Raw genomic sequence first — 23118 nt, 5'->3', positions numbered from 1 at the left:
GATGCGCCAGCTTCGTCCCGCGATCGTGATGACACTGGTGCTCTGCATCCTCACCGGCGTGGTCTATCCCGGCGTCGTGACCGGACTCGCCCAGCTGGTCTTTCCGCGCCAGGCGAACGGGTCACTCGTTGTCGTCAACGGGCGCGTGGTGGGAAGTGCGCTGATCGGCCAGGCGTTCACCCGGCCGGAGTACTTCCATCCGCGGCCGTCGGCGGCGGGAAATGGCTATGACGCCACTGCGTCGGGTGGCACCAACAAGGGACCGACCGACCGAAAGCTCGCCGATACGCTGATTGCCGGTGCGGTCGCGACGGCGGTGAGGGATGACGGCGCCGTGCGCGGGAAGATCCCGGCCGACATGGTCACCAGTTCCGGATCCGGCCTCGATCCCGACATCTCGCCTGCCAATGCCTATCTGCAGGTTGCTCGCGTTGCCCGGGCGCGCGGCATCGACAGCACGGCGGTTCGCGCGCTCGTTGATCGGCACGTCATCGGGCGGCAGTTCGGATTCTTCGGCGAGCCGCGCGTCAATGTCCTTCTCCTCAACGTCGCGCTCGACGGCATGATGCGGCCGATCGGGACGCGCCCATGAGGTCGACGCGGCTCAACTTGGCACGCTGGTGAAGTTCTGATGGCGCCGCCTCCTCGACCCTCGCCCGGCGAAATGTCATTCGCCGATCTCGTCCAGGCCCGCGAGCGCGGCAAGCTCAAGCTCTACATCGGTTCCGCCGCCGGCACCGGCAAGACCTTCCGGATGCTCACCGAAGCGCACCAGCTTCGCGCTCGCGGCGTCGATGTCGTGATCGGTTACGTCGAAACGCACGGCCGTGTCGAGACCACAGCACAGCTGCGCGACCTTGAGGTGATTCCGCGGCGCCGGATCGAGTATCGCGGCGTGACCCTCGAGGAGATGGATGTCGCCGCAATTCTGGCGCGGCGCCCGCAGGTCGCGATCGTCGACGAGCTGGCCCACAGCAATGTCCCCGGCGCCGGACGCGCGAAGCGATGGGAAGATGTTGTGGTCCTCCTCGACGAGGGGATCAGCGTCATCTCCGCGCTCAATGTGCAGCATCTCGAATCGCTCAACGACGTCCTGCAGAAGACGCTCGGTGTCACCGTTCGCGAAACCGTCCCCGACTGGGTGGTCTCTCTCGCCGACCAGGTCATCAACCTCGACATCTCGGCCGAAGACCTCCGCCAACGGCTCCTCGACGGGAAGATCTACACTCCCGACAAGGTCGCCACCGCGCTGACGTCGTTCTTCACCGAAGAGAACCTCGCCACGCTGCGTGAACTCGCGCTTCGCGAGGTCGCGAGTTCGGTCGATCGCACCCGCGACGCCATCACCAGCGGCGCGGTCGCGTCGCCGGCCGGCAAACGGAGCGACCGGAGTGCCGTCGACCGGATCCTCGTCGCGATGTCGAGTCATCCGAAGTACACCACGATCCTGCTGCGGAAGGGAAGCCGCATCGCGGGCCGCCTCAACCGCGACTGGTATTGCGTCCATGTGCAGACGCCGGAGGAGAGTGCCGCGCGCATCGACGCCGTGGTACAGCGCAAGCTGGTCGAGAACATCCAGCGCGCGCAGGGGATGGGCGCCGAAGTGGTGAAGCTCGAGTCGGCCGACGTCGCCGGCTCGATCCTCGCCTTTGCCCGCGAACGCGGCGTGACCCTCATCGTTGCGGGACAGTCACGCAGCAGCTGGTGGCATCATCTTACCCGGCGGTCGATCGTCGAGCAGCTGACGCGCAACGCGCAGGGGCTCGACGTGCTGGTCGTGTCCCTGGCGAATGCGCGGGCCGAGCCGTGAGAATCTCGCAGCGCCTCTTCCTCGCGGTCGTTCCGGCGATCATCGGGGTGTTCACCGTTGCGGGCCTCGCCTACTGGGGGCACTACCATCGCGCCGCGCCGGAGTGGGTTGTCGTGGCCGCCGCGGTCTCCGCGCTCGGATCGCTCGCCCTCGCGTGGCAGAACACGCGGTACGTCACTCGCCGCATCGAACGCTTGGCCGGGGCGCGCGCCCGCGGGGACGGGAGAATGACGCCGCTCGGCGTGGTGCGGACCGCGGCGTTGCCGGCGACTGGCGCCACACCGGATGAACTCGATTCCATCGAGGACGTCGTCGATCACCTGAGCAGCGCGGTCACCATGGCGGAAGCGGGGGTGCGCGAGCGTGAACGCCGTGCCGCCGAGCAGGTGCAGGAGCATGCGGTCCTGATTGACGAGAGCGTGGCAGCGATCCGGCGCCAACTCGACGACGCTCGCGTCGCGCTGCACATCCTCCTCGAACAGCATTTCGGACCGCTGAACGACAATCAGGATGAGATGCTCGAAGCGGCGCGCGCCGGCACTGCTGCGGCCGAGACCGAGCTGGCACGGTTGCAGGAGATCGCACTCCTCGACCGTGGTGCGCTCACAGTGCGCCGCGATCGCCTGCGCGTCGGCGACCTGCTGCAGAGCCTCCGTCCCCAGCTCGAGGCCGACGCCCGGAAGGGTGGCGTCTCACTCACGATCGAGTCGGCGCCGGGGCTGCCGCGGATCATCGGCGATCGGATCCGGCTGCAGCAGGCGCTCGACCTCCTCCTGCGACACGTGGTCCGCCATGCCGTCCCCGGATCGGCGATGACGATTGGTACGGGCGCGGCGCGCGGTAGCGTCAGGATCGAGCTGCGGCGCGCGGCGCCGCCGACGCTCGACGCCGACGTGGCGCTCGCCCGGCGGATCATCGAGGCGCATCGCGGCTCCATCGACGTCGCAGCCGACGGAACCACGATCGCCTTCCCGATCGCCTCGTCGTGACCGGCCGCACCCGGTTCACGCCTATCCGCCGGGATGCTTAGATTTGGGCTTTCCCGGAATTCCAGGAGCCGAAATGCCCGACGCCCCGCTGACATCGATCTCCCCCGACCGCGCCGCCGCCGAGCTCAAGAAGCTGTCTGCTGCCTTCAAGGCCGGCGAGCTCAAGCAGAACGAATACGAGCACAAGTTCGCCCGGATGATCGGCGAACTGCGCGATCGCCGCATCTCCGGGAGCCGCGCCGAGATCATGGCCGCGCTGGAGCCGCTGCGTCGCGAAGGCGTGGTCACTCCCGCCGAATGGGATCGGTTTGTCTCGCAGCTCGGCCTCGCCTGACGCGAGCACTCCCATGACAGTCGCGGTGCGCCGGTCCACTCCCACCGTGATGGTGGGCGGGGTGGCCGTCGGCTCTTCCCACCCGGTGGTGGTGCAGTCGATGACCAACACCGATACCGCGGACGTCGACGCGACGATTGCGCAGGTCGCACTCCTCGCCCGTGCCGGGAGCGAACTGGTTCGCGTCACCGTCAACAATGACGCGGCCGCGGCCGCCGTCCCCGCGATTGTCGATGGTGTCCGCGCGCTCGATATCACCGTTCCGATCGTCGGCGACTTCCACTACAACGGTCATCTCCTCCTCACCCGCTACCCGGCGTGCGCCGCGGCATTGGCGAAGTACCGCATCAATCCGGGAAACGTCGGCGGCAAGCGCCACGATGAGCATTTCCGCACCATCATCGGCGTCGCGGTCGAGTACGGCAAGCCGGTGCGGATTGGCGTCAACTGGGGCTCACTCGATCAGGCGCTGCTCACGTCGATGATGGATGCCAACGCCAACGCTGCCGCTCCGCGTGCCGCGCGCGACGTGATGATCGATGCGATGCTCGAATCCGCGCTGCAATCCGCCGAGCTGGCGGAGAATGCCGGGATGCCCCACGACCGGATCGTGATCAGCGCCAAGGTGTCGAAGGTGCAGGATCTGGTCGATGTGTACCGTCTCCTCGCCGCGCGGTGCGACTATCCGCTGCATCTCGGTCTCACCGAAGCCGGAATGGGCGCCAAGGGAATCGTCGCCAGCACCGCCGGTCTCGCGATCCTGCTTCAGGAAGGGATCGGCGACACGATCCGCGTCTCGCTGACGCCCGAACCGGGCGGCGATCGCAGCGAGGAAGTCCGCGTCGCGCAGCAGGTGCTCCAGTCACTTGGTCTGCGCCACTTCGCCCCCGAAGTCACATCCTGTCCCGGCTGCGGACGGACCACGAGCACCTTCTTCCAGAGCATGGCGCAGGAAATCCAGCAGCACCTGCGGCAGCGGATGCCGGAGTGGCGCGTCGATCGCCCCGGCGTCGAAACGCTGCAGGTCGCCGTCATGGGGTGCGTCGTGAACGGTCCGGGCGAATCGAAGCACGCCAACATCGGGATCTCGCTGCCAGGGACGTTCGAGGATCCGGTTGCACCGGTCTTCGTCGACGGCAAGCTCGCCACGACGTTGCGCGGCGACCGGATCGTCGCGGAATTCCTCGCGATCCTCGAGGAGTACGTGCAGCGGCGCTACGTACCGGCACACCACGGATGATCGGGTCGTCGCTCGACGCGACGCTGCGCCACGCGCCGTTCGCCGCGCTGCCGATCCTGTTCGTGGCCGGCCTTGCCACCTCGCTGACGCCGTGCATCTATCCGATGATCCCGATCACCGCCGGTGTGCTCGGAGGGGCCGGCGCCGCCGGGCGCTCGCGGCGGCGCACCTGGGCGATCACGATCGTCTATGTGCTCGGCCTCGCACTGGTGTACGCGTCCCTCGGCCTCGTCGCGGGACTGAGCGGCTCGCTCTTCGGCACGATCTCGGCCAATCGCTGGGCGAATCTCGTCTTCGCCAACCTGCTGTTGCTTGCCGCGCTTGCGATGTTCGACGTCATTCCGATCCAGGCTCCCGCCCGAGTGCTCGGCTGGGCGTCGCGTCTCGGCGCCGACTCGCTCGGCGGCGCGTTCCTGATGGGCGCCACCTCCGGGCTGGTCGCGGCGCCGTGCGGAGCCCCCGCATTTGCCGCCGTCCTCGGCTGGGTCGCGCAGACGCAGAGCGCGATCTGGGGATTCATCTGCCTCTTCGTCTTCTCGCTCGGGCTCACTGCGGTGCTGGTCGTCGTCGGGTTGGTGTCGGGCACCGTGGCGACGCTGCCGAGAAGCGGTCGGTGGATGCTCTGGATCAAGCGAGGGGCCGCAGTCGTTATGGTGATCATGGCTGAGTACTATTTCATCAAGGCGGGACAGGCGTGGTAGCAGAACACGGAGGAACGATGATCACGAACACAATGCGCCGATCGATCGGCGCCACGATGGTATTCGCGGCCGCGATGCTGATTCCCGGCGCGACGCTCGCGGCCCAGGGGCCGGACGTCGGACAACCGGCACCGGTCGTCTCGGTCGCCGACCTGAACGGCAAGCCGGTCCGCATCGCGCTCACCAGCGGCAAGCAGGCGGCGGTCGTGGAGTTCTGGGCGACGTGGTGCGAGCTCTGCAAGGCGCTGTTGCCGAGCATGAAGGCGGCGGCGCAGAAGTACGGCGACCGCGTCGATTTCTATGGCGTCAACGTCACCGTCAACGATCCGAAGGCGCACGTCGTGCGGTACGTCGCACAGAATCATCCGCCGTTCGTGCCGCTCTACGACGATCACGGCACGGCGGTCCGGGCGTTCGGCGCACTGGCGACATCGTACGTCGTCATCATCGACAGGCACGGCAAGGTTGCGTACACCGGCGACGGCGCTGATCAGGATATCCCGGCACTCCTCGGAAAGGTGCTGGCGAAGTGAGCTGGCGAGCCGTTGCGCTCGCGATGCTCTGTAGCGCGGCACCGCTTGCGGCACAGGATTCCGGCGCGGTCCACCTGCGGCTCAGCGTCGAGCAGGGAGTGCACGCCGGCCGCCAGGCGCCGCCGATCGTCATTCCGTACGCCACGCGGGACAGCGCGGGACCGGCGAGCCAGCCATTCGATCTGTCCAAGGAACTTGGTCACGTTGTTGTCGTCGTGTTCTATCCGGGTGACGCGGCCCCTGGCGCGGCCGACGATTGGCGCGCGATTCTGTCGCACGAAGGGGCGCTTGCCGTCACGCCGGACATGGTCCTGGTCGGGATTTCCGCCGACCCATTGCCGGTTCAGGTTCGATTTGCGGCGGACTTGGCGTTACCGTTCAAGCTTCTCAGTGACAAGAACTGGTCGGTCACCCGGCGCTACGGCGCCCTGCGTGGAAAGGCGGCGCGACCGATGCTGATCGTCGTGGGCCGGGACGGACAGGTCCGGTATGTCGATGACCAATTTGCGCCGCGTGACGCCGCGACGTGGACCCGTGTCGATGCCGCGATCCGCGCGGCGCGCGGCGCGCAATGAGCTGGATGCGGTCGCGAAGTCTTGCGGCGGTATGGGTCGCCATCGCAACGGTGCGAGCGGCCGGCGCGCAGGCGCCGCGTGATGCGCATTGGTCGTTCGAAGGCAACCACGGTCGCTACTGCATTTCGTACCTCGTCGACCCGGCGCTGGTCGCGAAACTGTTGCCGTCGGACGCCAAGCCTGCCCCCGCCGGCACTGGCGCCGGCCTGCATCCCTTTCTGACGCGAACAGTCCAGGACGAGCCGCGCTTCGCGCAATGGATCCCGGCGGCGATCTGCGTTGCCCGCTACGATCGGGTCACCGCCGACGGGAAGGTGCTGGCGCAGGGCAAGAAGGATCACCCCCTCATCATTGTGACCAACGCGGTGGCCGTGCAGTCGCCGCGGGGGATCCCGGAAGCGACCGACCTCCTCCTCGATGTCATGAGCGACCAGCGCTCGCTCCAGCGCGCCGGCGACGACGTCGGACTTGAGATGGGCGGGATCACGGTGACCTCGCGCATCCGGATCGAGGGGGATGACCCCGACGTCGCGATGGAGGTCGACGGTGCCATCGTCCACTGGTCGGGGCACGCCACCGGGGAGCCGAGTGTCGGAACGACACATTCGATGTCCTTCGGATACGCGGCGAGACGCTCGGCGTCACTCATGATACGTGAGGAGTGGACCCCGGAAACGAGCCGTTTGATGGTCGGGGCACTCCAGATCTCGGGACGAAATACCCTCGCAAAAGCGCTCGGCGCCTCGCCTGTACGGGCAGTCGGCCCGGAAGAAGTCGGCGGGACGACCACCTGGACGTTCCATATACAAACAAAGCGGTAGTTGCTGGTCAGTCTGAGCATGGACATTGCTCAATACGGGCCTGCCCCAGTGGGACTTCGCCGTGACTGCGATCGAAAGGCGAGGGTTTTCCGCCGGTGGCAATTGTCTCGCAAGGTATTGTAGCTCAGCTGGTTACGGCCCCTTTCTGGGCCATGAAATCGCGTCGCGCCATGCGGGTGCGGCTCGGGAATGCGTTGAGTCGTGGCGCGAGTCAGAACGACGCACAGTTTGCAGCATGTTGGGGATGTTTTCAGCACGATCGTGGCACCATTTCACTCATCAGGGGGAGCAGGAATGTTGAAGGTCTACCGTAACGTCTTTGTGTCAGGTGTCCTTGCCCTGGGCCTCGCGGCCTGCGGCGACAAGGTCACCGTGACGCAGCCCACCACGCCGCCTCCGGGCGTCACCTCGGTTCAGGTGACTCCGCAGAACGCGTCGGTCGGGATCGGCCAGACGATCCAGCTGGCAGCGACCGTGGTCGCTGACTCCGGGATCTCGACCGGCCTCAACTGGGCCAGCAGCACCAACGGCATTGCCACCGTCGATCAGACCGGTAAGGTGACCGGTATCGCCGTCGGCACCACCACCGTCACGGCGACGTCGGTGATCAACCCGGCCCGCAGCGCTGCGGTCCAGATCACCGTCACCAACTCGTCGACCTTCAACGTCACCCCGCCGACTTTGAACCTCGCGCCGGGCCAGACGTCGAACCTGTCGGTCACGATGACTCCGGCTGTCGGCCAGGTTGTGTCGACTCCGATCGCCACGTCGCTCTCGACGACGATCGCCACCGCCGGCACCTGCTCGGCTGTGACCGGTAACGCTTCGAGCTGCCCGATCACCGGCGTCTCGCAGGGCACCGCGGTCGTCACGGTTGTCGACTCGATCGGCGGCGTGGCCTTCACGCAGACCGTCACGATCAACGTCGGCGCAGCTGCTTCGATCTCGATCGGACAGATCGCCGCTGGCGCCACTGCCGGCAACGGTAACTGCACGGGCGTCGTTGGCGCGCCGGTCATCCTGACCGACGTGAACTGCCAGATCGACGTCACGCTGAATCTCACGGCTGGAATCCAGCCGCTCGATTCGCTCAACGTCTACATGCAGCATGGAACTGTCGCCGCGGGCCAGCCGGTCTTCCAGGGCCGCGCGACTCCGACCTGTGCCGCTTCGGCCGCGCCGTGCGCCTTCTTCAAGCGCGCTGCGCAGCAGATCTACGGTGCCAGCATTCCGTCGTCGGGTCCGATCACGCTGTCGATCAACACGGCGAACTTCACCAAGAACGTGACCAAGGGCACCGCGACCGTTGACTGGTTCAACGGGGCAGGCGCGCTGATCACGCAGATCTTCCCGCACGGCATCGTCGGCGGGGCGGTCTTCAACTGCCAGATCGGTGCGAATGATCCGAGCTGCGCGGTTGTCAACACGATGGTCCTGAACAACGCTGATGGCTGGGCTGCCGACATCACGAAGTGCGGCGGTACCATCAACGGCAGCACCGTCTGCCCCGCGGCAGATCCGGTCGCCGGCAAGGGTGGCTTTGCCATCGACAGCGCCGGTGCCGGTTCGAACGTTGGCAAGACGTACTGGGGTGGCCCGGGCGTGACCGGTGAAGTCACCGCTCAGCTCTACGCCGTTGTCTACAACGACAACCCGAGCGCCGCTCCTGGTTCGTCGAACAACCGTTGCAACAATCAGCTCGGCGATGGCAGCGGCTGCATTTCGACCGTCAACTGGACGCTCGGCAGCACTGCGGTCTCGTTCGGCCACTGCGACTTCACGACGCAGAGCGCCACCACGAGCCCGGCGACGCCGGTGTTCAAGCAGGTCTTCGGTTCGACTGGTGCAGACGTGACCAACGACTGCAGCGGTCACCAGAACGTGCTCAGCCGCCGGGATAACATCCTGGTGCAGTCGGGCGCGCTCGATGCGCAGTCGAACAACTTCGCAACCAACACGCTTATCCCGAACATCGTCGTGCCGAACGCCACGCCTGACTCGCTCCGTCTTGACTGGGCCGGTCCGGATGACGTCCAGCGCCCGTCGGGCGAAGGTTGGGAGTTCCAGCACTGGGTGAACGCCAACTGGCAGTTCAACCACTTCGGTACCGAAGTGGATGACGGCGGCGTCGGCCCGGCTCCTGCGACCTGGACCGCGTTCGTTGGCCCGAACTTCACGACGGTGATCCACACCGGCGCGGACCTGGCCGAAACCAACACCAACACCACTGATGGCTACACTGCGCGCGCCTCGGCAGCTGACCGCCTTGGCAACAGCAGCACGTCGGCGGTGACCACCGCGTTCGGCGTCGACAAGACCGCGCCGATGCTTCGCTACAGCACCACGACCGCTCCGTCGTCGTACGCCTCGATCTACGTTGGTGGCGGCGCGGCGACTGTCCTCGACTCGACGACGTACAACGCCTTCCAGGGCCTGTACGGCGCCAACGTCGTCACCGCCGGCCAGCAGGATCTCTTCCTGGCGGCTGCGGCTGGCACGAACGACTCGGTCCGCGTCGAATCGACCGATAACCGTTCGGGCGTTTACCGTGGCATCGAAATGGTGAATGATTTCGCCCAGGGTGGCGCGACTGGTGCTACGACCACGCCGCTCAGCGTGAACTTCACCATCAACGATTTCCCGAACACCACCATCGGCTTCCTCCCGTCGACGATTGACGGATGGCTGCCGCTGCACGCCGAAGGAGTCACCGCTGGTTTGACGACTCCGGGCTACTACACCACGACCGCATATGTGGTCGACAAGGCCGGTAACGCCTCGGGCTGCCCGGACACCCGTGCAACTGATGGCGCCAACGGTGGAGCATGCACCGCGGCTGCGGCCAGCAGCACCAACCTCTTCGCGCGTCGCACGCTGGCGCTCGATCCGGGTCAGCCGCAGGTCACTGGTGTGAGCCCGAACAACAGCTACGTCGGCAACAGCCCGGCGATCTTCACTCTCGGGTCGCAGAATGACCTCGAAGTGATCGACGCCAAGCTGCGCCTGCTCTACCCGAACCTGACCATCGGTGATGGCGCCGGCACCATTCCGGCCGCTGGCGCTGGCGGTCTCGTCTGGACCTACGCCCTCTCGGGTACGTTCATGACCGGTACGGCAGCTGGATCGCACATCAGCTCGGGTCCGGCGGCTGGCGTCACTGGCGCCTTCGGGTTCTTCGACCCGATCGCCAAGCGGTTCGACAACAGCATCATCAATCCGTCGGTCACGCCGCTGACGCTCGACCTGTTCACCACCAACGTGCAGGAGACCTGCACTGGTACCACCGGCACGGCGACCGGCCCGACCACCGCGACTGATTGCGGCGGCGGCTCGGCTCAGTTCGTCGGCGACCCGATTCCGACCGACGCCGGTGGTTTCGCACTCCAGATTCCGAGCAATGTCGGGGTCCAGGTGCGCGACGTCTTCGGTTCGTGGATCTTCAACACCGTTGCCAGCCCCGTGACTGGTGTCTCGAACGAGTTCGTCTCGCCGATCCTCTCGGCGACCGTGACTCCGCCGGTCACCACCTACGGCGTCTCATACACCACCGGTGGCGCGCTCTCGAGCTGCCCCGCAGGTGGTGCGGTCCAGCCGGCCGGGTCGTCGACCTGCGTCACTGGCTCGAACAGCATCAACTTCCGTGCGGACAACAACCTGACCTCCGGCAGCACGAAGGTATTCCGTGCGACCGAAGCACTCAGCCGCTCGCTGCCGATTTTCGGACGCGTCGACCTCTTCGGGTTGAACGCGCAGCAGCAGTGGGTCTTCATCGCACGGATCGTCGTGCCGAACCCGGTCGCGGTGAGTGCATCGTGCCCGGCAGCAACCCCGTCGTCGACTGGCGTCGTGGGCTGCGACAACGGCCTCGAGCGGTACTGGCTGTACACCTTCGCGGGTGTGCCGGCAGGCTTCACCGAATACCGCGCCATCGGCGTCGACAGCCATGGTTCGGGCCTCGCTTCGACGATTCATAACTGATCGCCGAACGAAGCACAGCTTCACACCAGCGGCCCCGGGAAACCGGGGCCGTCTGGTTTTAATGGAGGCTGGTTCGGGGTGACGGTGCCGATCACGCGTAGGGCAAAACAGGAGAGCGGACCTGGTCCTCAGGTCCGCTCGCTTGTTGTTGCGTCGTCTTACCCGCGGTTCAGCTCAATAGCACGTCGCGTTGATGTTGATCGATGGCGAGCGAAAGTCGAATGGATAGGTCACGTGTACCGTTTCCTGCAACCGCAACTGGACGCCGGATTTCGTGTCGGTCCAGTCATCTGGAGTGAGCGCGAGGTGCTGCATTTTCGCCGCCGCCGCGCTGTCGACCACCAGCTGGCGGAGCGGCCCGGAGGTGCTGTCACTCCGCTCCCAGTGGTACTGGATTGTCCCGCTGATCCCCTGAACGACGAGCGAAGCTTCGACATGGGGATTGACTGGGCAGTTGGGTCGTGCGCTGGTGGCGTTTCGAACCGTGGCCATCATGTTGGACACGTCGAGCACTTCGCCGTCCCGCCGCGGACGAGGTGTCAGCGGCTTGGCGTCACGGGTCGGAGTGTTGCTGCAGCCAAGGGCCATGACCATGCCGATTGGAGCGGCGACGTTGACCAGACGCACGGGTTCCTCCGCGGCGGGGCCGCGACGCAGTGGGGAGTGGACCGAGAGCGGAAGAATCTATCGACGAACCGCGCCGCTCAGTACCCGGAGCGACCCATCGCCTTGAAGGTCAGGACCTTCCCGAGTTCCACGCCAGGTTGATCGAACGGATTGACGTCGTACCACACCCCGGCAAAGCCGGTGGCGGCCTGGAAGAACATCATCAGCTCCCCGACGTGCCAGGGATCGACCGTGTCGATCTGAAGAGTCCCGCTCATTCGGCCGCGCGACCGGAGTGCTTCCCGCGTCGCCTTGAGCTCGGCATCGAGGAGGGTGCCGATCGACTTCCCGGCCAGATACGCAAGCTCCTCGCCCATCGCGTCCCGGGCGGGAATTGGCAGCAGGCCAACGGTGTCGGCCACCCGGATGAAGGTGATCGTCTTGTCGAACGGCCCTTCGATGAAGAGCTGCACCTGCGAGTGCTGGTCGGTCGCTCCCACCGCCCCGACCGGCGTCGGGCCCCGGAATGCCTCCGTCCCTTCGCGGTCGAGCCGCTTGCCGAGACTCTCGGCCCAGAGCTGCCGATACCATTCGGAGAACTCCTTGAGCCGGTCGGAGTAGGGCATCACGACGTGCACGTTGGCGGCGCGGGTCTGCTGCGCATACCACTGCCATGCAGCAAATCGGGCCGCCTCGTTTGCCACGAACTCGGGATTGGCTGCGGAAGTCGCCGCCGACCTGGCGCCGGCCAGCAGCGCCGAAAGGTCCATGTCGAGCACGGCGGCCGGAACCAGCCCCACGGCTGTCAGCACCGAGAAGCGGCCGCCGACTCCCGGCGGCACGTCGAAGGCAATGATCGACTCGTCGCGCGCAATTGCCCGGAGCGCGCCCTTGGTCGGGTCGGTGGTGATGACGAGCTGCCGCCGCGCCTGATCATTTCCGACGGCATCCTCGAGCCACTTCCGGACGATCAGGTATTGCGCCAGCGTCTCGGCGGTGCCGCCGGACTTCGAGATCACGTTCACCAGCGTCCGCCGCGGATCGAAGCGACCCAGCGTCTCGCTGATGGTGACGGGATCGACGTTCTCCAGCACGGTCAGCGTCGGGATACCGTCACGTTCCGCCGTTGAACGCTCGTTCCACGCCGTCGGCTTGAGCGCGTTGACGAGCGCCTTCGCCCCGAGGGCCGAACCGCCGATGCCGAGGACAAGGAGGTGATCGAACTTTCCCTGGATCGTCTGCTTCCATTGGTCGAGTCGTGCCAGCAGATCGGCCTGATCTCCGAGCCCGAGGAATTCATAGTCACCCGACTTTCGGCGGCGTTCGACTTCCGCTGTCACGTCGGCGAATCGCGACGCCGTCTCGGCCCGAAGTTTGGGGTCGAGGCCGTGGACGTCGTCGAGCGCGTCGCGGAACATGTAGTTGTCATCGTAGGTCAGCATCGATCACCGATCTCCAGGGTCAGTCCGTCGTAGCCGGGTTCAATTCCCGCCGGGAGCCGTGCCAGCAGCTCGTGGTGCGCGGTTTCGTGCGTCAAGTGCGTCAGGAATGTCCGCTCCGCTCCAATCTCGCGCGCTGTTTCGATCGCCTCCTCGACCGACAGATGAGTCGGGTGCGGTCGCCACCAGAGCGCATTGAGGACCAGGACTCGCACCCCTCGCAGCTTCTCGATCGCGTCGCCTTCGATTCGCTTGGCATCCGTGACGTACCCGAGATTCCCGATCCGGTAGCCGAACACGGTGAGCCTGCCGTGTTCCAGCGCAATCGGCAGGACGGGGACGCCGGCGATCGTTACTTCGACACCGGCTTGCAGGACGTTGAGCGTCAGCCTCGGCTTGGACGTTCCGCGTTGCGGGACGACGCCGTCGTCAAAGATGTAGCGGAAGGAGCGATCAAGATGCGCCATCGTCGACGCCGGACCGTACAGCGGCAGCGCGCCCCCCTGCAACTGCGAGAACGATCGAAGATCGTCGATCCCGTGCACATGGTCGGCGTGTTCATGGGTATACAGGACGGCATCGATCCGCGGCACATCGGCCTGCAGCAACTGCAGCCGCAGCTCCGGCGGGGTGTCGATCAGCAGACGGACGTCATCGACTTCCACCAGTGCGCTCGTCCTCGTGCGGCGATCGCGGGGATCGTCGGACCGGCACACCGCACACCCGCACCCGATCTGGGGAACTCCCATCGAGGTCCCCGTTCCGAGCAGGGTGAGGCGCATGGGCTAGAGCGTCTCGACCTTGAGCAGGTTGGTCGTGCCGGGAATGTCGAATGGAACGCCACAGGTCACCACGATCCGCGAACCTTCGCGGGCGAGCCCGCGGGTGAGGATCTCGGTGCGGGCGATCGCCCACATCGGGTCGTAGTGCTTGAGGTGGGGCATCAGGACCGGGACGACTCCCCACGCGAGTCCCAGCTGCCGGAACGTCTCCGGCTCGGGGGTGAGCGCCAGGATCGGCACCTTCGGCCGGTAGGAGGAGACTGTCCGCGCCGTGAAGCCGCTCGACGTGAAGCAGACGATCGCCTGCGCGCCGAGCAGGTCCGCGGCAGCGGAGACCGCGACGGCGATCGCGTCCTCGGTCGGCGTTTCGCCTTCGGTGGTGCGGGCGAAATGTGGCGCGGGGATCTGCCAGCGGCGGCGCTCGCCTTCCGTGGGACGGTGACGATGCGCTTCGACCTCCCGGGCAATCCGATCCATCGCCAGCACCGCTTCGAGCGAGTACTGGCCCACCGCGGTCTCGGCCGAGAGCATCACGGCATCGGTGCCGTCGAGGATCGCGTTCGCCACGTCGGATGCCTCGGCGCGGGTCGGCCGCGGATTGTTCACCATCGACTCGAGCATCTGGGTCGCGGTGATCACCGGTTTTCCATGGCGATTGGCGCGCGCGATCAGCCGCTTCTGCACCAGCGGGACTGCCTCGAACGGCAACTCCACGCCGAGATCGCCGCGGGCGACCATCATCGCATCGCAGGATTCGAGGATCCCGTCCAGATTGGCCAGGGCAGTGTCCTTCTCGATCTTGGCGACGAGCTTGACGGTGCGGGGAATCAGCTTGCGGAGATCCTGCAGATCTTCCGGTCTCCGCACGAAGGAGACGCCGAGGAACTCGATCCCGAGGGCGACCACGCGTTCGACCTCTTCACGATCGTGCTCGGTGACCGCAGGTGCGCTGACCATCGAGCCGGGAAGGTTCATCCCCTTGTTCGACTTGACGGTCCCCCCATACCGGACCTTGCACTCGACTCGATCGCCGCGCACCGCGATGACGTCCACGGCGATCAGGCCGTCGTCCACGAGTATGCGCGATCCCGGAAGAACATCGTTGGCGAGCTCGGCATACGTGGTGGCGATTTCGTCTTCGCCGGCGAGTGCTTCGGGCGCAAACGAGAACACTTCGCCCGGCACCAGGATGCGCGGCGTCGCCAGCGTGCCGACCCGGATGCGTGGCCCGTGCAGGTCGATGAGGATTGCGGTTGGCGTCTGCCGCTGGTCGCGAACCGACTGGATCAGGCGAATCCAGCGCTCCCGGACCTCCGGTGTCCCGTGGGAGGCGTTGACCCGGATGATGTTCACGCCGGCGTCGAGTAGCGCGACGATTCGGTCCTCTGATTCCCACGCAGGACCAAGGGTGGCAACGATTTTAGTGCGGCGGACCTGCGTCAAAGGCATGAAATCGACTGGCTCCGAGGATCGGGTTCCAAAGGTATCCTGTTGGGGCCACGAGGGGCAGCTGCGGTGCGATTCTCTCCCCAGTCACCGCTCCACGTCACGGGGAGAGTGTGGAAGGTTTTTCCCACCCGCCATTTCGCCACGCAAGCCGCACCGCAGCTGGTTTTTGTGGTTTTTCCCCGCCCGTGAATCGACATTCGGTCCACACGAGAAGAAGTGGTCAAATGGTCCGCTTTTGGGACTCGCACATCTGTGGACGGGAAAACTCTTCCACATGTGGACGTGGTGAGAAGTTGGGGCCGAGGAGCGGAACTCCTTTCGGCATATGGGCATGGCGCCCCCGATGATTGTCCACTTGGCGCGCCGGTGCCAACTTTTCGGTCCACATTTCGTGCACACCATCGCCTGCTGTGGAAAACGACTGTCGTGACATTATACGCCTGATTTCATATCATTCCCGCCTGTGACCAACTCGAGGATTCCGCGTGTCGCTCACCCCTGATCCAGCCCAGATCGACCAACTGGCCTTTGACGCTGTCTTCGCGCCGGGTGATGCGCGGACCGGCGCCCGTTCAAAGCTGTGGGAACTCGGCCAGTCGGCTGGCGTACGCCCGGCATCGATCCATGATCTCTATCTCGCGCGCGGGCGCGGGGCGTGCGGCGGGTTCACTGTGCCGGCGATCAACGTCCGCGTCATGGCATACGACACTGCGCGCGCAGTCTTCCGCGCGGCTCGTGCCCGCGACGCCGGGGCCATCATTCTCGAAATCGCTCGTTCCGAGATTGCCTACACCGACCAGCGCCCGGCGGAGTACGTGGCGGTGATGCTGGCCGCGGCGTTGCGCGAAGGATTTCGCGGACCGCTCTTCATTCAGGGTGATCACTGCCAGGTCAACGCCAAGAAGTATCAGGCCGATCCCGAGGCCGAGGTGCGTGAGGTGAAGCATCTCATCGCCGAGGAGATCGCGGCCGGTTTCTTCAACATCGACGTCGACACCTCGACCCTCGTCGATCTGTCGTTCGCGACGCTGGACGAACAGCAGCGCGCCAATTACGAGCGCGCCGCCGAGATCACCAGGTACATCCGGTCGCACGAACCCGTGGGGGTCACCGTCTCGGTTGGCGCGGAGATCGGCGAGGTCGGGACCAAGAACTCGACGGTGGAAGAGCTGCACGCGTTCATGGATGGGTACAATCGAACACTGGCGGCGGGGGGCGGCGGAGAAGGGATCAGCAAGATCTCGGTCCAGACCGGCACGTCGCACGGCGGCGTCGTTCTCCCCGACGGGTCGATCGCCGCAGTCAAGCTCGATCTTGCAGCGCTCGAAGCGTTGTCGCGTTCGGCGCGCGACGACTATGGACTTGGGGGTGCCGTCCAGCACGGTGCATCGACGCTGCCCTCCAACGCCTTCGGCAACTTCCCGCGGATCGAGACTGCCGAGATCCATCTCGCGACCAATTTCCAGAACATCGTCTTCGACCATCCGGCACTGCCGGCCGAGTTGCGCCAGCGGATGTATGCCTGGCTTGATGTGAACGCGCAGGGCGAGCGGAAATCGGGCGACTCCGACGAGCAGTTCTATTACAAGGCGCGCAAGAAGGCGATCGGACCGTTCAAGCGGGAGATGTGGGAGTTGCCGGCCGCGATTCGTCAGCAGATTGGTGCCGATCTCGAAGCGACGTTCGGGTTTCTCTTCGATCAGTTGAAGGTGGGTGGAACGGCATCGGTGGTTCGCGACTTTGTCTCGGCGCCGGCCCTCCGGCACGATGCGCTGGTTCACGCGGGGGTCCAGGCCGAGGACGACCCCGACGCAGGCGAATAGACCGACAGCGAGGCGACACAATGCGAGAAGATCGTGATGTGACGGTGATCGAGACCGGCTCGGGATCCGGGTTCGGATGGTTCCTGGTGGGCGCCGCGCTTGGCGTGGGGTTGGGTGTCCTCTTCGCGCCGGCGGAGGGCGGCCGGACACGGCGCGACCTGGTGCGCCGCAGTCGCCGGTTCCGGGTGCGGGCCGGCGAGGCGCTGGAGGACATCAGCGACGGAATCCAGACCAAGGGGCGCAAGCTCAAGGAGTCGGTGGAAGACTTCGCCGACGAGGTCCTCGACGATGTGCGCGACGGAAAGCGCAAGGTCGAGCGCAACACCTCGCATGCCCGCGACGAGATGGAGCGTCGCCTGGCGGAAGCTCGTGCCCGGGCGCGCGCCGCGGTGGGCGGCGACGAACCCGACGAGGCCGACGACGAGTCTGAGTGAGCGGGCCCGGCGCTGATTCGGCGGGGCCGCCTGCTGGCGGCTCCGTGACCCCGGTCCCTCTCTCGCTGCACGCCCGTATCGCCGACACGCTCGAGCGCGCGAACCTTCCGCTCCTGGCATCGGCGCTGACCTTTGATGCCCTGCTCGCCATCATTCCGCTGGCGATCCTGCTGATCGCCTTTCTCGGCTATCTCGTCTCATCGAGCGCGGTGGATACCGCCTCGGCGGCCGATCTCATCGGACGCTTTCTGCCGCAGCATGGACATGGCTCGAATGCCGATCCATTCGTCCTCGTCGAGGGGCTCGTCGCCAAGCTGCAGGGGTATCGCAGCAAGCTCACCTGGTTTGCCATTCCGCTGTCGCTCTGGTTCAGCACCCGGGTGTTCGGCGCAGTCCGCGTCTGCCTGTCGCGGATCTTCCAGGTCCGGCAGCGGCCGGTGAAGGGTCACTTCGTCTGGAGCTACGTTGCCGGCTATCTCCTCGCCAAGGCGCAGGACACGGCCATGGTCCTGGTGGTGCTCGTGCTGGCGGTGGCCAACACGGTGACCACCACCGCGTTGACGATGACGGCAGCACGCGGCGTGCAGGTCGATCCTCGCTGGGGCTTCCTCCTCACCACCGGCGGCCGGCTGGCGGGGCAGGGGGTGGCATTCCTCTTCGGTATCGCGCTCTTCGTGCTGCTGTACCGGTACGCGTCGCCCAAGCGCCTGGCATGGCCGGGGGCGTTGCTCGCGTCGCTGGTCGGCACGGTCGGATTCGAGATCGCGAAGCGCCTCTACGGCCTCTATCTCGCGCACATCGCGCACGGCGGCCAGTTCTCGTTCGACGTCGACGTGGGCGCGGCGATGCTCTTCATCCTCTGGCTCTGGTACATGTCGCTTGTCTTCCTGATTGGCGCCGCGGTCGCGGACGTCTGGGATCACGCGCGGCAGGCGAAGCGGGTGGAAGGTGCGGTAGTCACACCGTGACGCCGATGGCTTGGCCGCGGAGTACCTTTGGCCGCATGCGGAATCTCATCCTCGCAGCGGCAGCATTCGGCACGATGGGGCTCAATCCGCTGCCGATGCGCGCCCAGCAGGCCGGCACATCGTATCTGCTCTTCGTCGCATCGCGCGCGACGGGGCTTATTTCGCTGGTCCGATTCACGCCGGCCGCAGGAAGGATCGAGCACAGGACGATGATGCGGCTCAATCCCGACGATCCGGTGGATCCGATCGCGATTGCGGCGATCCCGGATGGCCGCAGCTACTTCGTCCTCACCACCCATGCCTCGGGCCGCGGCGAAGTCGTGAAGGTATCGATTGCCACCGACAGTGCGCGCGGTGCCCAGATCTCCGACACCCTTCGTGGCGGAGAGCGCGTCGGCACGAATGCAGATGCCGTCGCACTCACGACGGACAGCAGCTACGCCTGGGTGATGAACGGCGGCGCCACGCCGAATCAGTCTCCGGCGTCGTCTTCGGTTTCCGTCGTCGACCTCACGTCGATGACCGAGGTGTCGCGGATCGCGACCTGCGCGGGCGGCCGCGGGTCGAAATTCAGCACCGATGGGAGTCGTCACTATTCGGTGTGCTCGCAGGGTGATTCGCTGGTTGAGATTGACCGCAAGTCGATGAAAGTCACGCGGAAGCTGGGAGTCGGCGCTGCCGGCGCGACGTGTGATCCGTCCTCGCTCGATCTCGCTGCCGCCGGCGCACGGGCGGTGATCGCTTGTGCACGGTCGGGCGAAGTCCTTGATGTCGACATCGGATCGTGGACGGTCGCGCGCCGGATCGCGGTCCCTTCGGCAGGATCGGCGATCGCCATCACGCCGGACGGTGCGACGGCGATTGTCGGCAGCAGCGACACGGTGGGCACCGGCAGCGCCACGATCGTCGATCTCCACGGCGGCACGATCGCCGGCACGATCGCGCTTCCCGGCACGCCCAACGGGATGGCGACGAGTCCCGACGGGCGATATCTGTTCGTCACGATGAACGGCAACAATCCGTCGCTTCCCAATGTGACGATGATCGACCTCGAGGCGCGAAAGGTCCTCGCGTCGATCTCGGTGGGAAACAGCGCCGACGCCATCACCTTCTGGAAGGTCTCGCTCCCGGCGAAATAGCCACCCCTTCCGCCGTCGATCGATCCACTATATTTGCGGTGCCCCAGGTCCGAAGGGCGCTGGCGCGCGAACCGCGTCAGGACCTCGCCGGTAGCAGCGCTAAGCGATGTCCGGTGTCGCTTCGGGGTGCCTGGGGCACTTTTCTTTTCCTCCCTGCGGGATCCGCACGTGACCATTGCTCTCGCCCGCCGTTACCGTCCGCGCCGCTTTGCCGATCTCGTGGTGCAGGATCACGTCGCGGCTGCGCTTCGCGGTGCAGTGGCGCGCAATCGCGTGGGCCATGGCTACCTGCTCACCGGACCGCGCGGCGTGGGGAAAACGACGGCCGCCCGCATCCTCGCGATGGCGCTCAATTGCGAAAATCGCGGTGCCGACGGCGAGCCATGCGGGCAATGCTCCTCGTGCCTCAAGATCTGGAACGGCTCCGCCGACCTCGACGTCGTCGAGATCGATGCCGCATCGAACCGCGGCGTCGACGACGCCCGCGACCTGCGCGAGCGCGCCATGTACGCGGCGTCGCAGGAAGGGCATCACAAGGTCTACATCGTCGACGAAGCGCACATGCTCACCCGCGAGGCGTGGAACGTTCTCCTCAAGATCCTCGAGGAGCCGCCTCCGGGGGTGGTTTTTGTCTTTGCCACGACCGAGCCGCAGAAGATCGCCAACACCGCAGCTCCCGTCCTGTCGCGGCTGCAGCGCTTCGACTTTCGACGTATCGGGCCGGCGGCGATTCACGACCGGCTCCGCCAGGTTCTCACGGCCGAACAGCTTGACGCCGAGGACGACGCCCTCCTGCTGATCGCCCGGCACGCCGACGGCGGTATGCGAGACGCCCTCTCGGTCCTCGATCAGTGCCTTTCGTTCGGAGAGGGTCCGCTTACGGCGGCCAGGGTGCGCCAGGCGCTCGGTCTGCTCGACGACGAATCGTACGGGGCGGTGCTGGGCGCCGTGGCCGCCCGCGATCCGGCCAGGATCTTCCAGATCATGGACCAGGTAGTCGATTCTGGCGCCGATCTCGCCGAGTTCGCCGGCGGCCTCGCCGAGATGCTCCGGGCGCTGGTGATGCGCCACTTCGGCGCCGAGCCTGAAGGGCTCGCAGAATCGACCAGGACCGTCCTGACCGAACTCGCCCCCGGGATCGCTGCCGAAGACGCCGTCAGGATGCTCAAGCTCCTCACCGAGGCGGAGGGGGCGATCAGGCGCAGTGCCAATCCGAGAATCGGGCTCGAGACGCTGATCCTCCGCTGGGCGATGATGGACCGTGCGGTAGACCTCCGCGAGCTCCTGGCCGGTGGAACCCCCTCTGGGGCAGCCCCGTCCAAGCCGATAACTGGTAAGGGGATGGGCGTTCCGGAGGCGCCACAAGCCGCTGCACCGGCTCCAGCGGCGGCTCGGGCGGCGACAGCACGGAAGGCGGCGCCGACTCCGCCGAAGCGAGTGGTCGAGGGGGGCGCAGGTCTCTCCGCCGAGGTTCTGGCGGCCGTCTGGGAAGAGGTCATTGCCACCGCCGGGCGGCAGAGCCCGCTCCTCGGCCAGGCGCTGTCGCACGCGACGCCGCAGGTGGTCGATGCCGGGACGCTCGGCCTCATGTTCGGGCCGGAGAGCGCGTTGTTCCAGGAGGGGATTGCACGGCAGCAGGCGACGGTGGAAACAATTGTGACGGCAGCACTGGGGTCGCCGGTGCGAATCGCAATCCAGGGCGCTGCGGCGCCCGCAGCCGCCGATGCGAAGCCGCGGCGGATGTCGGCGACCGACCTTCGGAACGAGCGGCTCACCGAGTTGCGACGCAAGGATCCGGCGCTGGATGCCGCAGCCGCAGCGTTAGATTTGGAACTGATTGACGATCAGTGATCGCCCGACGACGGAGGCGGCAGTTTTGGCAGATCCAACCAGGATTTCGCAGCGCGAGTCACGGCCGGACGCAGGCCGCGCTGATGCAGAACTTGCAGGGAAATTGGTGACGGCAGATGCAGGAGCGGGGCTGGTTCGCGCGACAGTCGACGGGCGTGGTGCGCTGCAATCGCTGGTGATTGCGCCAGAAGCGTTCAACGGGCGCGACGCCGATCTGCTGGCGGACCTGGTGATGGCGGCGATTGCGGAAGCGCAGCGCCGCCTCGATGACCACGGGTGAGCGCACTCGACGCGCTGATCACCGAATTCGCGCGGCTGCCGGGGGTGGGGCGAAAGACGGCGCAGCGCCTCGTCTACCACCTGCTGCAGCAGCCGACCGAGCGGATGTCGGCGCTCGCCGGCGCGATCGTCGCGGTGGCCGAGCGCGTCCATCCATGCTCGATCTGCGGCCAGCCGGCGGAAGAGGAAGTCTGCGCCATCTGCGCCGATCCACGTCGCGATGCCGGATTGATCTGTATCGTGGAAGAAGCCTCGGCCGTGGCGGTGGTTGAGCGATCGGCTGCCTTTCGCGGCCGGTACCTGGTCCTCGGCGGACGGTTGTCGCCACTCGATGGCGTGGGGCCGGATGCGCTGCGCATCGGATTGCTCGAAGCCCAGCTTGCCGGCGGAGCGGTACGCGAGGTGATCCTCGCCACGAACTCGTCGCTCGAAGGCGAAGCGACGGCGACATATCTCCAGCAGGTCCTGTCGGCGTATCCGGCAGTCCGGGTGTCGCGCCTCGCACGCGGGCTCCCGGTCGGAGGCGAACTGGAATACGTCGACGGAGTCACCCTGACCCACGCTCTCACCGCACGCGAGGAGCTGCGATGAATCGTCGTCCCCCTGCTGCAGCAATCTTTGCCGGAGCCGCGATCCTTGGCGTCGCCGGCGGCTGGCTGCTTGCGGGCGGATACGATCGGTCGCATCGCCACGATCTCTTCTCGACGCGGATGCACCGCCGGTTCGCAGCACTGGGATGGATCGAACGTCGGGGCGATCTCGAGCACGTGCCGCTGCTGCGCGACTATCTCGCGTGGGAACGGATCCCCGCGCTCAAGCAGCGGGCGCAGCGCGTGATCGACGCACTGGCGGCGACGGCATGACGGCACCGCGCGCGGCGTCGTGGTCATTCCGCGAAGAGGATTCGGTCCGGATTCGCGCCGTCCTGCTCGATTTTCTTCGCGACGCCTCGGCGCGGACTGCGCTCCTCGTCGACCGCGCCGGGCAGATGCTGATCACCGTCGGCGAACCGCCGTCATTCGATCCGACCGCGTTCGCGTCGCTCACGGCCGCAGACTTTTCGGCCAATGATCAGCTGGCGCGGCTGCTCGGTGAAGGAGATTTCGGCACCCTCTTCCATCAGGGTGAAAAAGAATCGCTGTATCTGGCAGACATTGCGCGTCGAGTGATCCTCGTCGTGCTCTTCGACAACCGCACCACCCTGGGGCTGGTGAAGCTCCGGATGCGCGCCGTCGTGGGCGACCTGACGGCGATCTTCACCGCGATGTTTACCCGTGAGACCGGCACGGCCGGTCACGTCGACGCGTCATTCGTCGGCGAAGCGGAAGACGAGCTCGATAAACTCTTCGGCACGACCTGAGAGGTTC

The 23118-nt window shown here is 66.3% G+C and carries 23 protein-coding genes and 1 other RNA gene; 20 read left to right on the top strand and 4 right to left on the bottom strand.

Annotation, left to right across the window (positions count from 1 at the left end):
• Window position 1 precedes the first annotated feature (1 nt).
• The 10 genes from kdpC to VGM20_02865 all read left to right on the top strand — a co-directional run bounded on the left by kdpC (window position 2) and on the right by VGM20_02865 (window position 10981).
• The gene (gene kdpC / locus VGM20_02910) at window positions 2–592 is read left to right on the top strand and encodes a potassium-transporting ATPase subunit KdpC (protein ID HEY4099809.1); all 591 of its coding nucleotides are present in this window, start codon (window positions 2–4) and stop codon (window positions 590–592) included.
• Window positions 593–631: 39 nt separating this feature from the next.
• Entirely contained in the window at window positions 632–1810 is a 1179-nt protein-coding gene (locus VGM20_02905; GenBank protein HEY4099808.1) for a universal stress protein, read from the top strand.
• A complete protein-coding gene (locus VGM20_02900) occupies window positions 1807–2799 on the top strand; it encodes a hypothetical protein (GenBank protein ID HEY4099807.1) in 993 nt (330 codons plus the stop codon). Before VGM20_02905 ends, VGM20_02900 begins: the two co-directional genes overlap by 4 nt.
• Before the next feature lie 73 nt (window positions 2800–2872).
• The gene (locus VGM20_02895) at window positions 2873–3133 is read left to right on the top strand and encodes a hypothetical protein (protein HEY4099806.1); all 261 of its coding nucleotides are present in this window, start codon (window positions 2873–2875) and stop codon (window positions 3131–3133) included.
• 13 nt (window positions 3134–3146) lie between these two features.
• Window positions 3147–4373, top strand: a complete 1227-nt coding sequence (gene ispG, locus VGM20_02890; GenBank protein HEY4099805.1) for a flavodoxin-dependent (E)-4-hydroxy-3-methylbut-2-enyl-diphosphate synthase — start codon at window positions 3147–3149, stop codon at window positions 4371–4373.
• The gene (locus VGM20_02885; GenBank protein ID HEY4099804.1) at window positions 4370–5074 is read left to right on the top strand and encodes a cytochrome c biogenesis protein CcdA; all 705 of its coding nucleotides are present in this window, start codon (window positions 4370–4372) and stop codon (window positions 5072–5074) included. The genes ispG and VGM20_02885 overlap by 4 nt, the downstream gene beginning before the upstream one ends.
• 17 nt (window positions 5075–5091) lie before the next feature.
• On the top strand, window positions 5092–5607 hold the full coding sequence (locus VGM20_02880) for a TlpA disulfide reductase family protein (protein ID HEY4099803.1): 516 nt from the start codon (window positions 5092–5094) through the stop codon (window positions 5605–5607).
• On the top strand, window positions 5604–6182 hold the full coding sequence (locus VGM20_02875) for a redoxin domain-containing protein (GenBank protein HEY4099802.1): 579 nt from the start codon (window positions 5604–5606) through the stop codon (window positions 6180–6182). Before VGM20_02880 ends, VGM20_02875 begins: the two co-directional genes overlap by 4 nt.
• Complete coding sequence (locus VGM20_02870) at window positions 6179–7003, top strand: hypothetical protein (protein HEY4099801.1); 825 nt, start codon at window positions 6179–6181, stop codon at window positions 7001–7003. The genes VGM20_02875 and VGM20_02870 overlap by 4 nt, the downstream gene beginning before the upstream one ends.
• A 294-nt stretch (window positions 7004–7297) precedes the next feature.
• On the top strand, window positions 7298–10981 hold the full coding sequence (locus VGM20_02865) for an Ig-like domain-containing protein (GenBank protein HEY4099800.1): 3684 nt from the start codon (window positions 7298–7300) through the stop codon (window positions 10979–10981).
• 174 nt (window positions 10982–11155) lie between these two features.
• On the opposite strand, the gene VGM20_02860 is transcribed toward VGM20_02865, so the two are convergent.
• The 4 genes from VGM20_02860 to pyk all read right to left on the bottom strand — a co-directional run bounded on the left by VGM20_02860 (window position 11156) and on the right by pyk (window position 15257).
• The gene (locus VGM20_02860) at window positions 11156–11608 is read right to left on the bottom strand and encodes a hypothetical protein (protein HEY4099799.1); all 453 of its coding nucleotides are present in this window, start codon (window positions 11606–11608) and stop codon (window positions 11156–11158) included.
• Window positions 11609–11685: 77 nt separating this feature from the next.
• A complete protein-coding gene (locus VGM20_02855; protein ID HEY4099798.1) occupies window positions 11686–13029 on the bottom strand; it encodes a glucose-6-phosphate isomerase in 1344 nt (447 codons plus the stop codon).
• The gene (locus VGM20_02850; protein HEY4099797.1) at window positions 13023–13808 is read right to left on the bottom strand and encodes an MBL fold metallo-hydrolase; all 786 of its coding nucleotides are present in this window, start codon (window positions 13806–13808) and stop codon (window positions 13023–13025) included. Before VGM20_02850 ends, VGM20_02855 begins: the two co-directional genes overlap by 7 nt.
• A 3-nt stretch (window positions 13809–13811) precedes the next feature.
• Window positions 13812–15257: a pyruvate kinase gene (pyk, locus tag VGM20_02845; protein HEY4099796.1), complete on the bottom strand. Its 1446-nt coding sequence runs from the start codon at window positions 15255–15257 to the stop codon at window positions 13812–13814.
• 485 nt (window positions 15258–15742) lie between these two features.
• Between pyk and VGM20_02840 the strand changes: the two genes are divergently transcribed.
• From VGM20_02840 to VGM20_02795, 10 genes are all read left to right on the top strand, one after another.
• Window positions 15743–17080 carry a class II fructose-bisphosphate aldolase gene (locus VGM20_02840; protein HEY4099795.1) on the top strand — a complete coding sequence of 446 codons (1338 nt, stop codon included), beginning with the start codon at window positions 15743–15745 and terminating at the stop codon, window positions 17078–17080.
• A gap of 20 nt (window positions 17081–17100) precedes the next feature.
• On the top strand, window positions 17101–17514 hold the full coding sequence (locus tag VGM20_02835) for a YtxH domain-containing protein (GenBank protein ID HEY4099794.1): 414 nt from the start codon (window positions 17101–17103) through the stop codon (window positions 17512–17514).
• Between the two features lie 44 nt (window positions 17515–17558).
• On the top strand, window positions 17559–18482 hold the full coding sequence (locus VGM20_02830; protein HEY4099793.1) for a YihY/virulence factor BrkB family protein: 924 nt from the start codon (window positions 17559–17561) through the stop codon (window positions 18480–18482).
• Between the two features lie 35 nt (window positions 18483–18517).
• Window positions 18518–19621, top strand: a complete 1104-nt coding sequence (locus tag VGM20_02825) for a hypothetical protein (protein HEY4099792.1) — start codon at window positions 18518–18520, stop codon at window positions 19619–19621.
• A gap of 40 nt (window positions 19622–19661) precedes the next feature.
• Window positions 19662–19761, top strand: an RNA gene (gene ffs / locus VGM20_02820) — signal recognition particle sRNA small type.
• A gap of 28 nt (window positions 19762–19789) precedes the next feature.
• Window positions 19790–21472 (top strand): DNA polymerase III subunit gamma/tau, encoded by a 1683-nt coding sequence (dnaX, locus tag VGM20_02815; GenBank protein ID HEY4099791.1) that lies wholly within the window; start codon window positions 19790–19792, stop codon window positions 21470–21472.
• A complete protein-coding gene (locus tag VGM20_02810) occupies window positions 21459–21752 on the top strand; it encodes a YbaB/EbfC family nucleoid-associated protein (GenBank protein ID HEY4099790.1) in 294 nt (97 codons plus the stop codon). The genes dnaX and VGM20_02810 overlap by 14 nt, the downstream gene beginning before the upstream one ends.
• Window positions 21749–22342 (top strand): recombination mediator RecR, encoded by a 594-nt coding sequence (recR, locus tag VGM20_02805; protein HEY4099789.1) that lies wholly within the window; start codon window positions 21749–21751, stop codon window positions 22340–22342. Before VGM20_02810 ends, recR begins: the two co-directional genes overlap by 4 nt.
• Window positions 22339–22614 carry a hypothetical protein gene (locus tag VGM20_02800; GenBank protein HEY4099788.1) on the top strand — a complete coding sequence of 92 codons (276 nt, stop codon included), beginning with the start codon at window positions 22339–22341 and terminating at the stop codon, window positions 22612–22614. The genes recR and VGM20_02800 overlap by 4 nt, the downstream gene beginning before the upstream one ends.
• Entirely contained in the window at window positions 22611–23111 is a 501-nt protein-coding gene (locus tag VGM20_02795) for a roadblock/LC7 domain-containing protein (GenBank protein ID HEY4099787.1), read from the top strand. The genes VGM20_02800 and VGM20_02795 overlap by 4 nt, the downstream gene beginning before the upstream one ends.
• Window positions 23112–23118: the final 7 nt, after the last annotated feature.

The organism is Gemmatimonadales bacterium (assembly GCA_036500345.1).
Lineage (GTDB): Bacteria > Gemmatimonadota > Gemmatimonadetes > Gemmatimonadales > GWC2-71-9 > Palsa-1233.
This window is presented reverse-complemented; position numbering and strand designations above follow the sequence as displayed.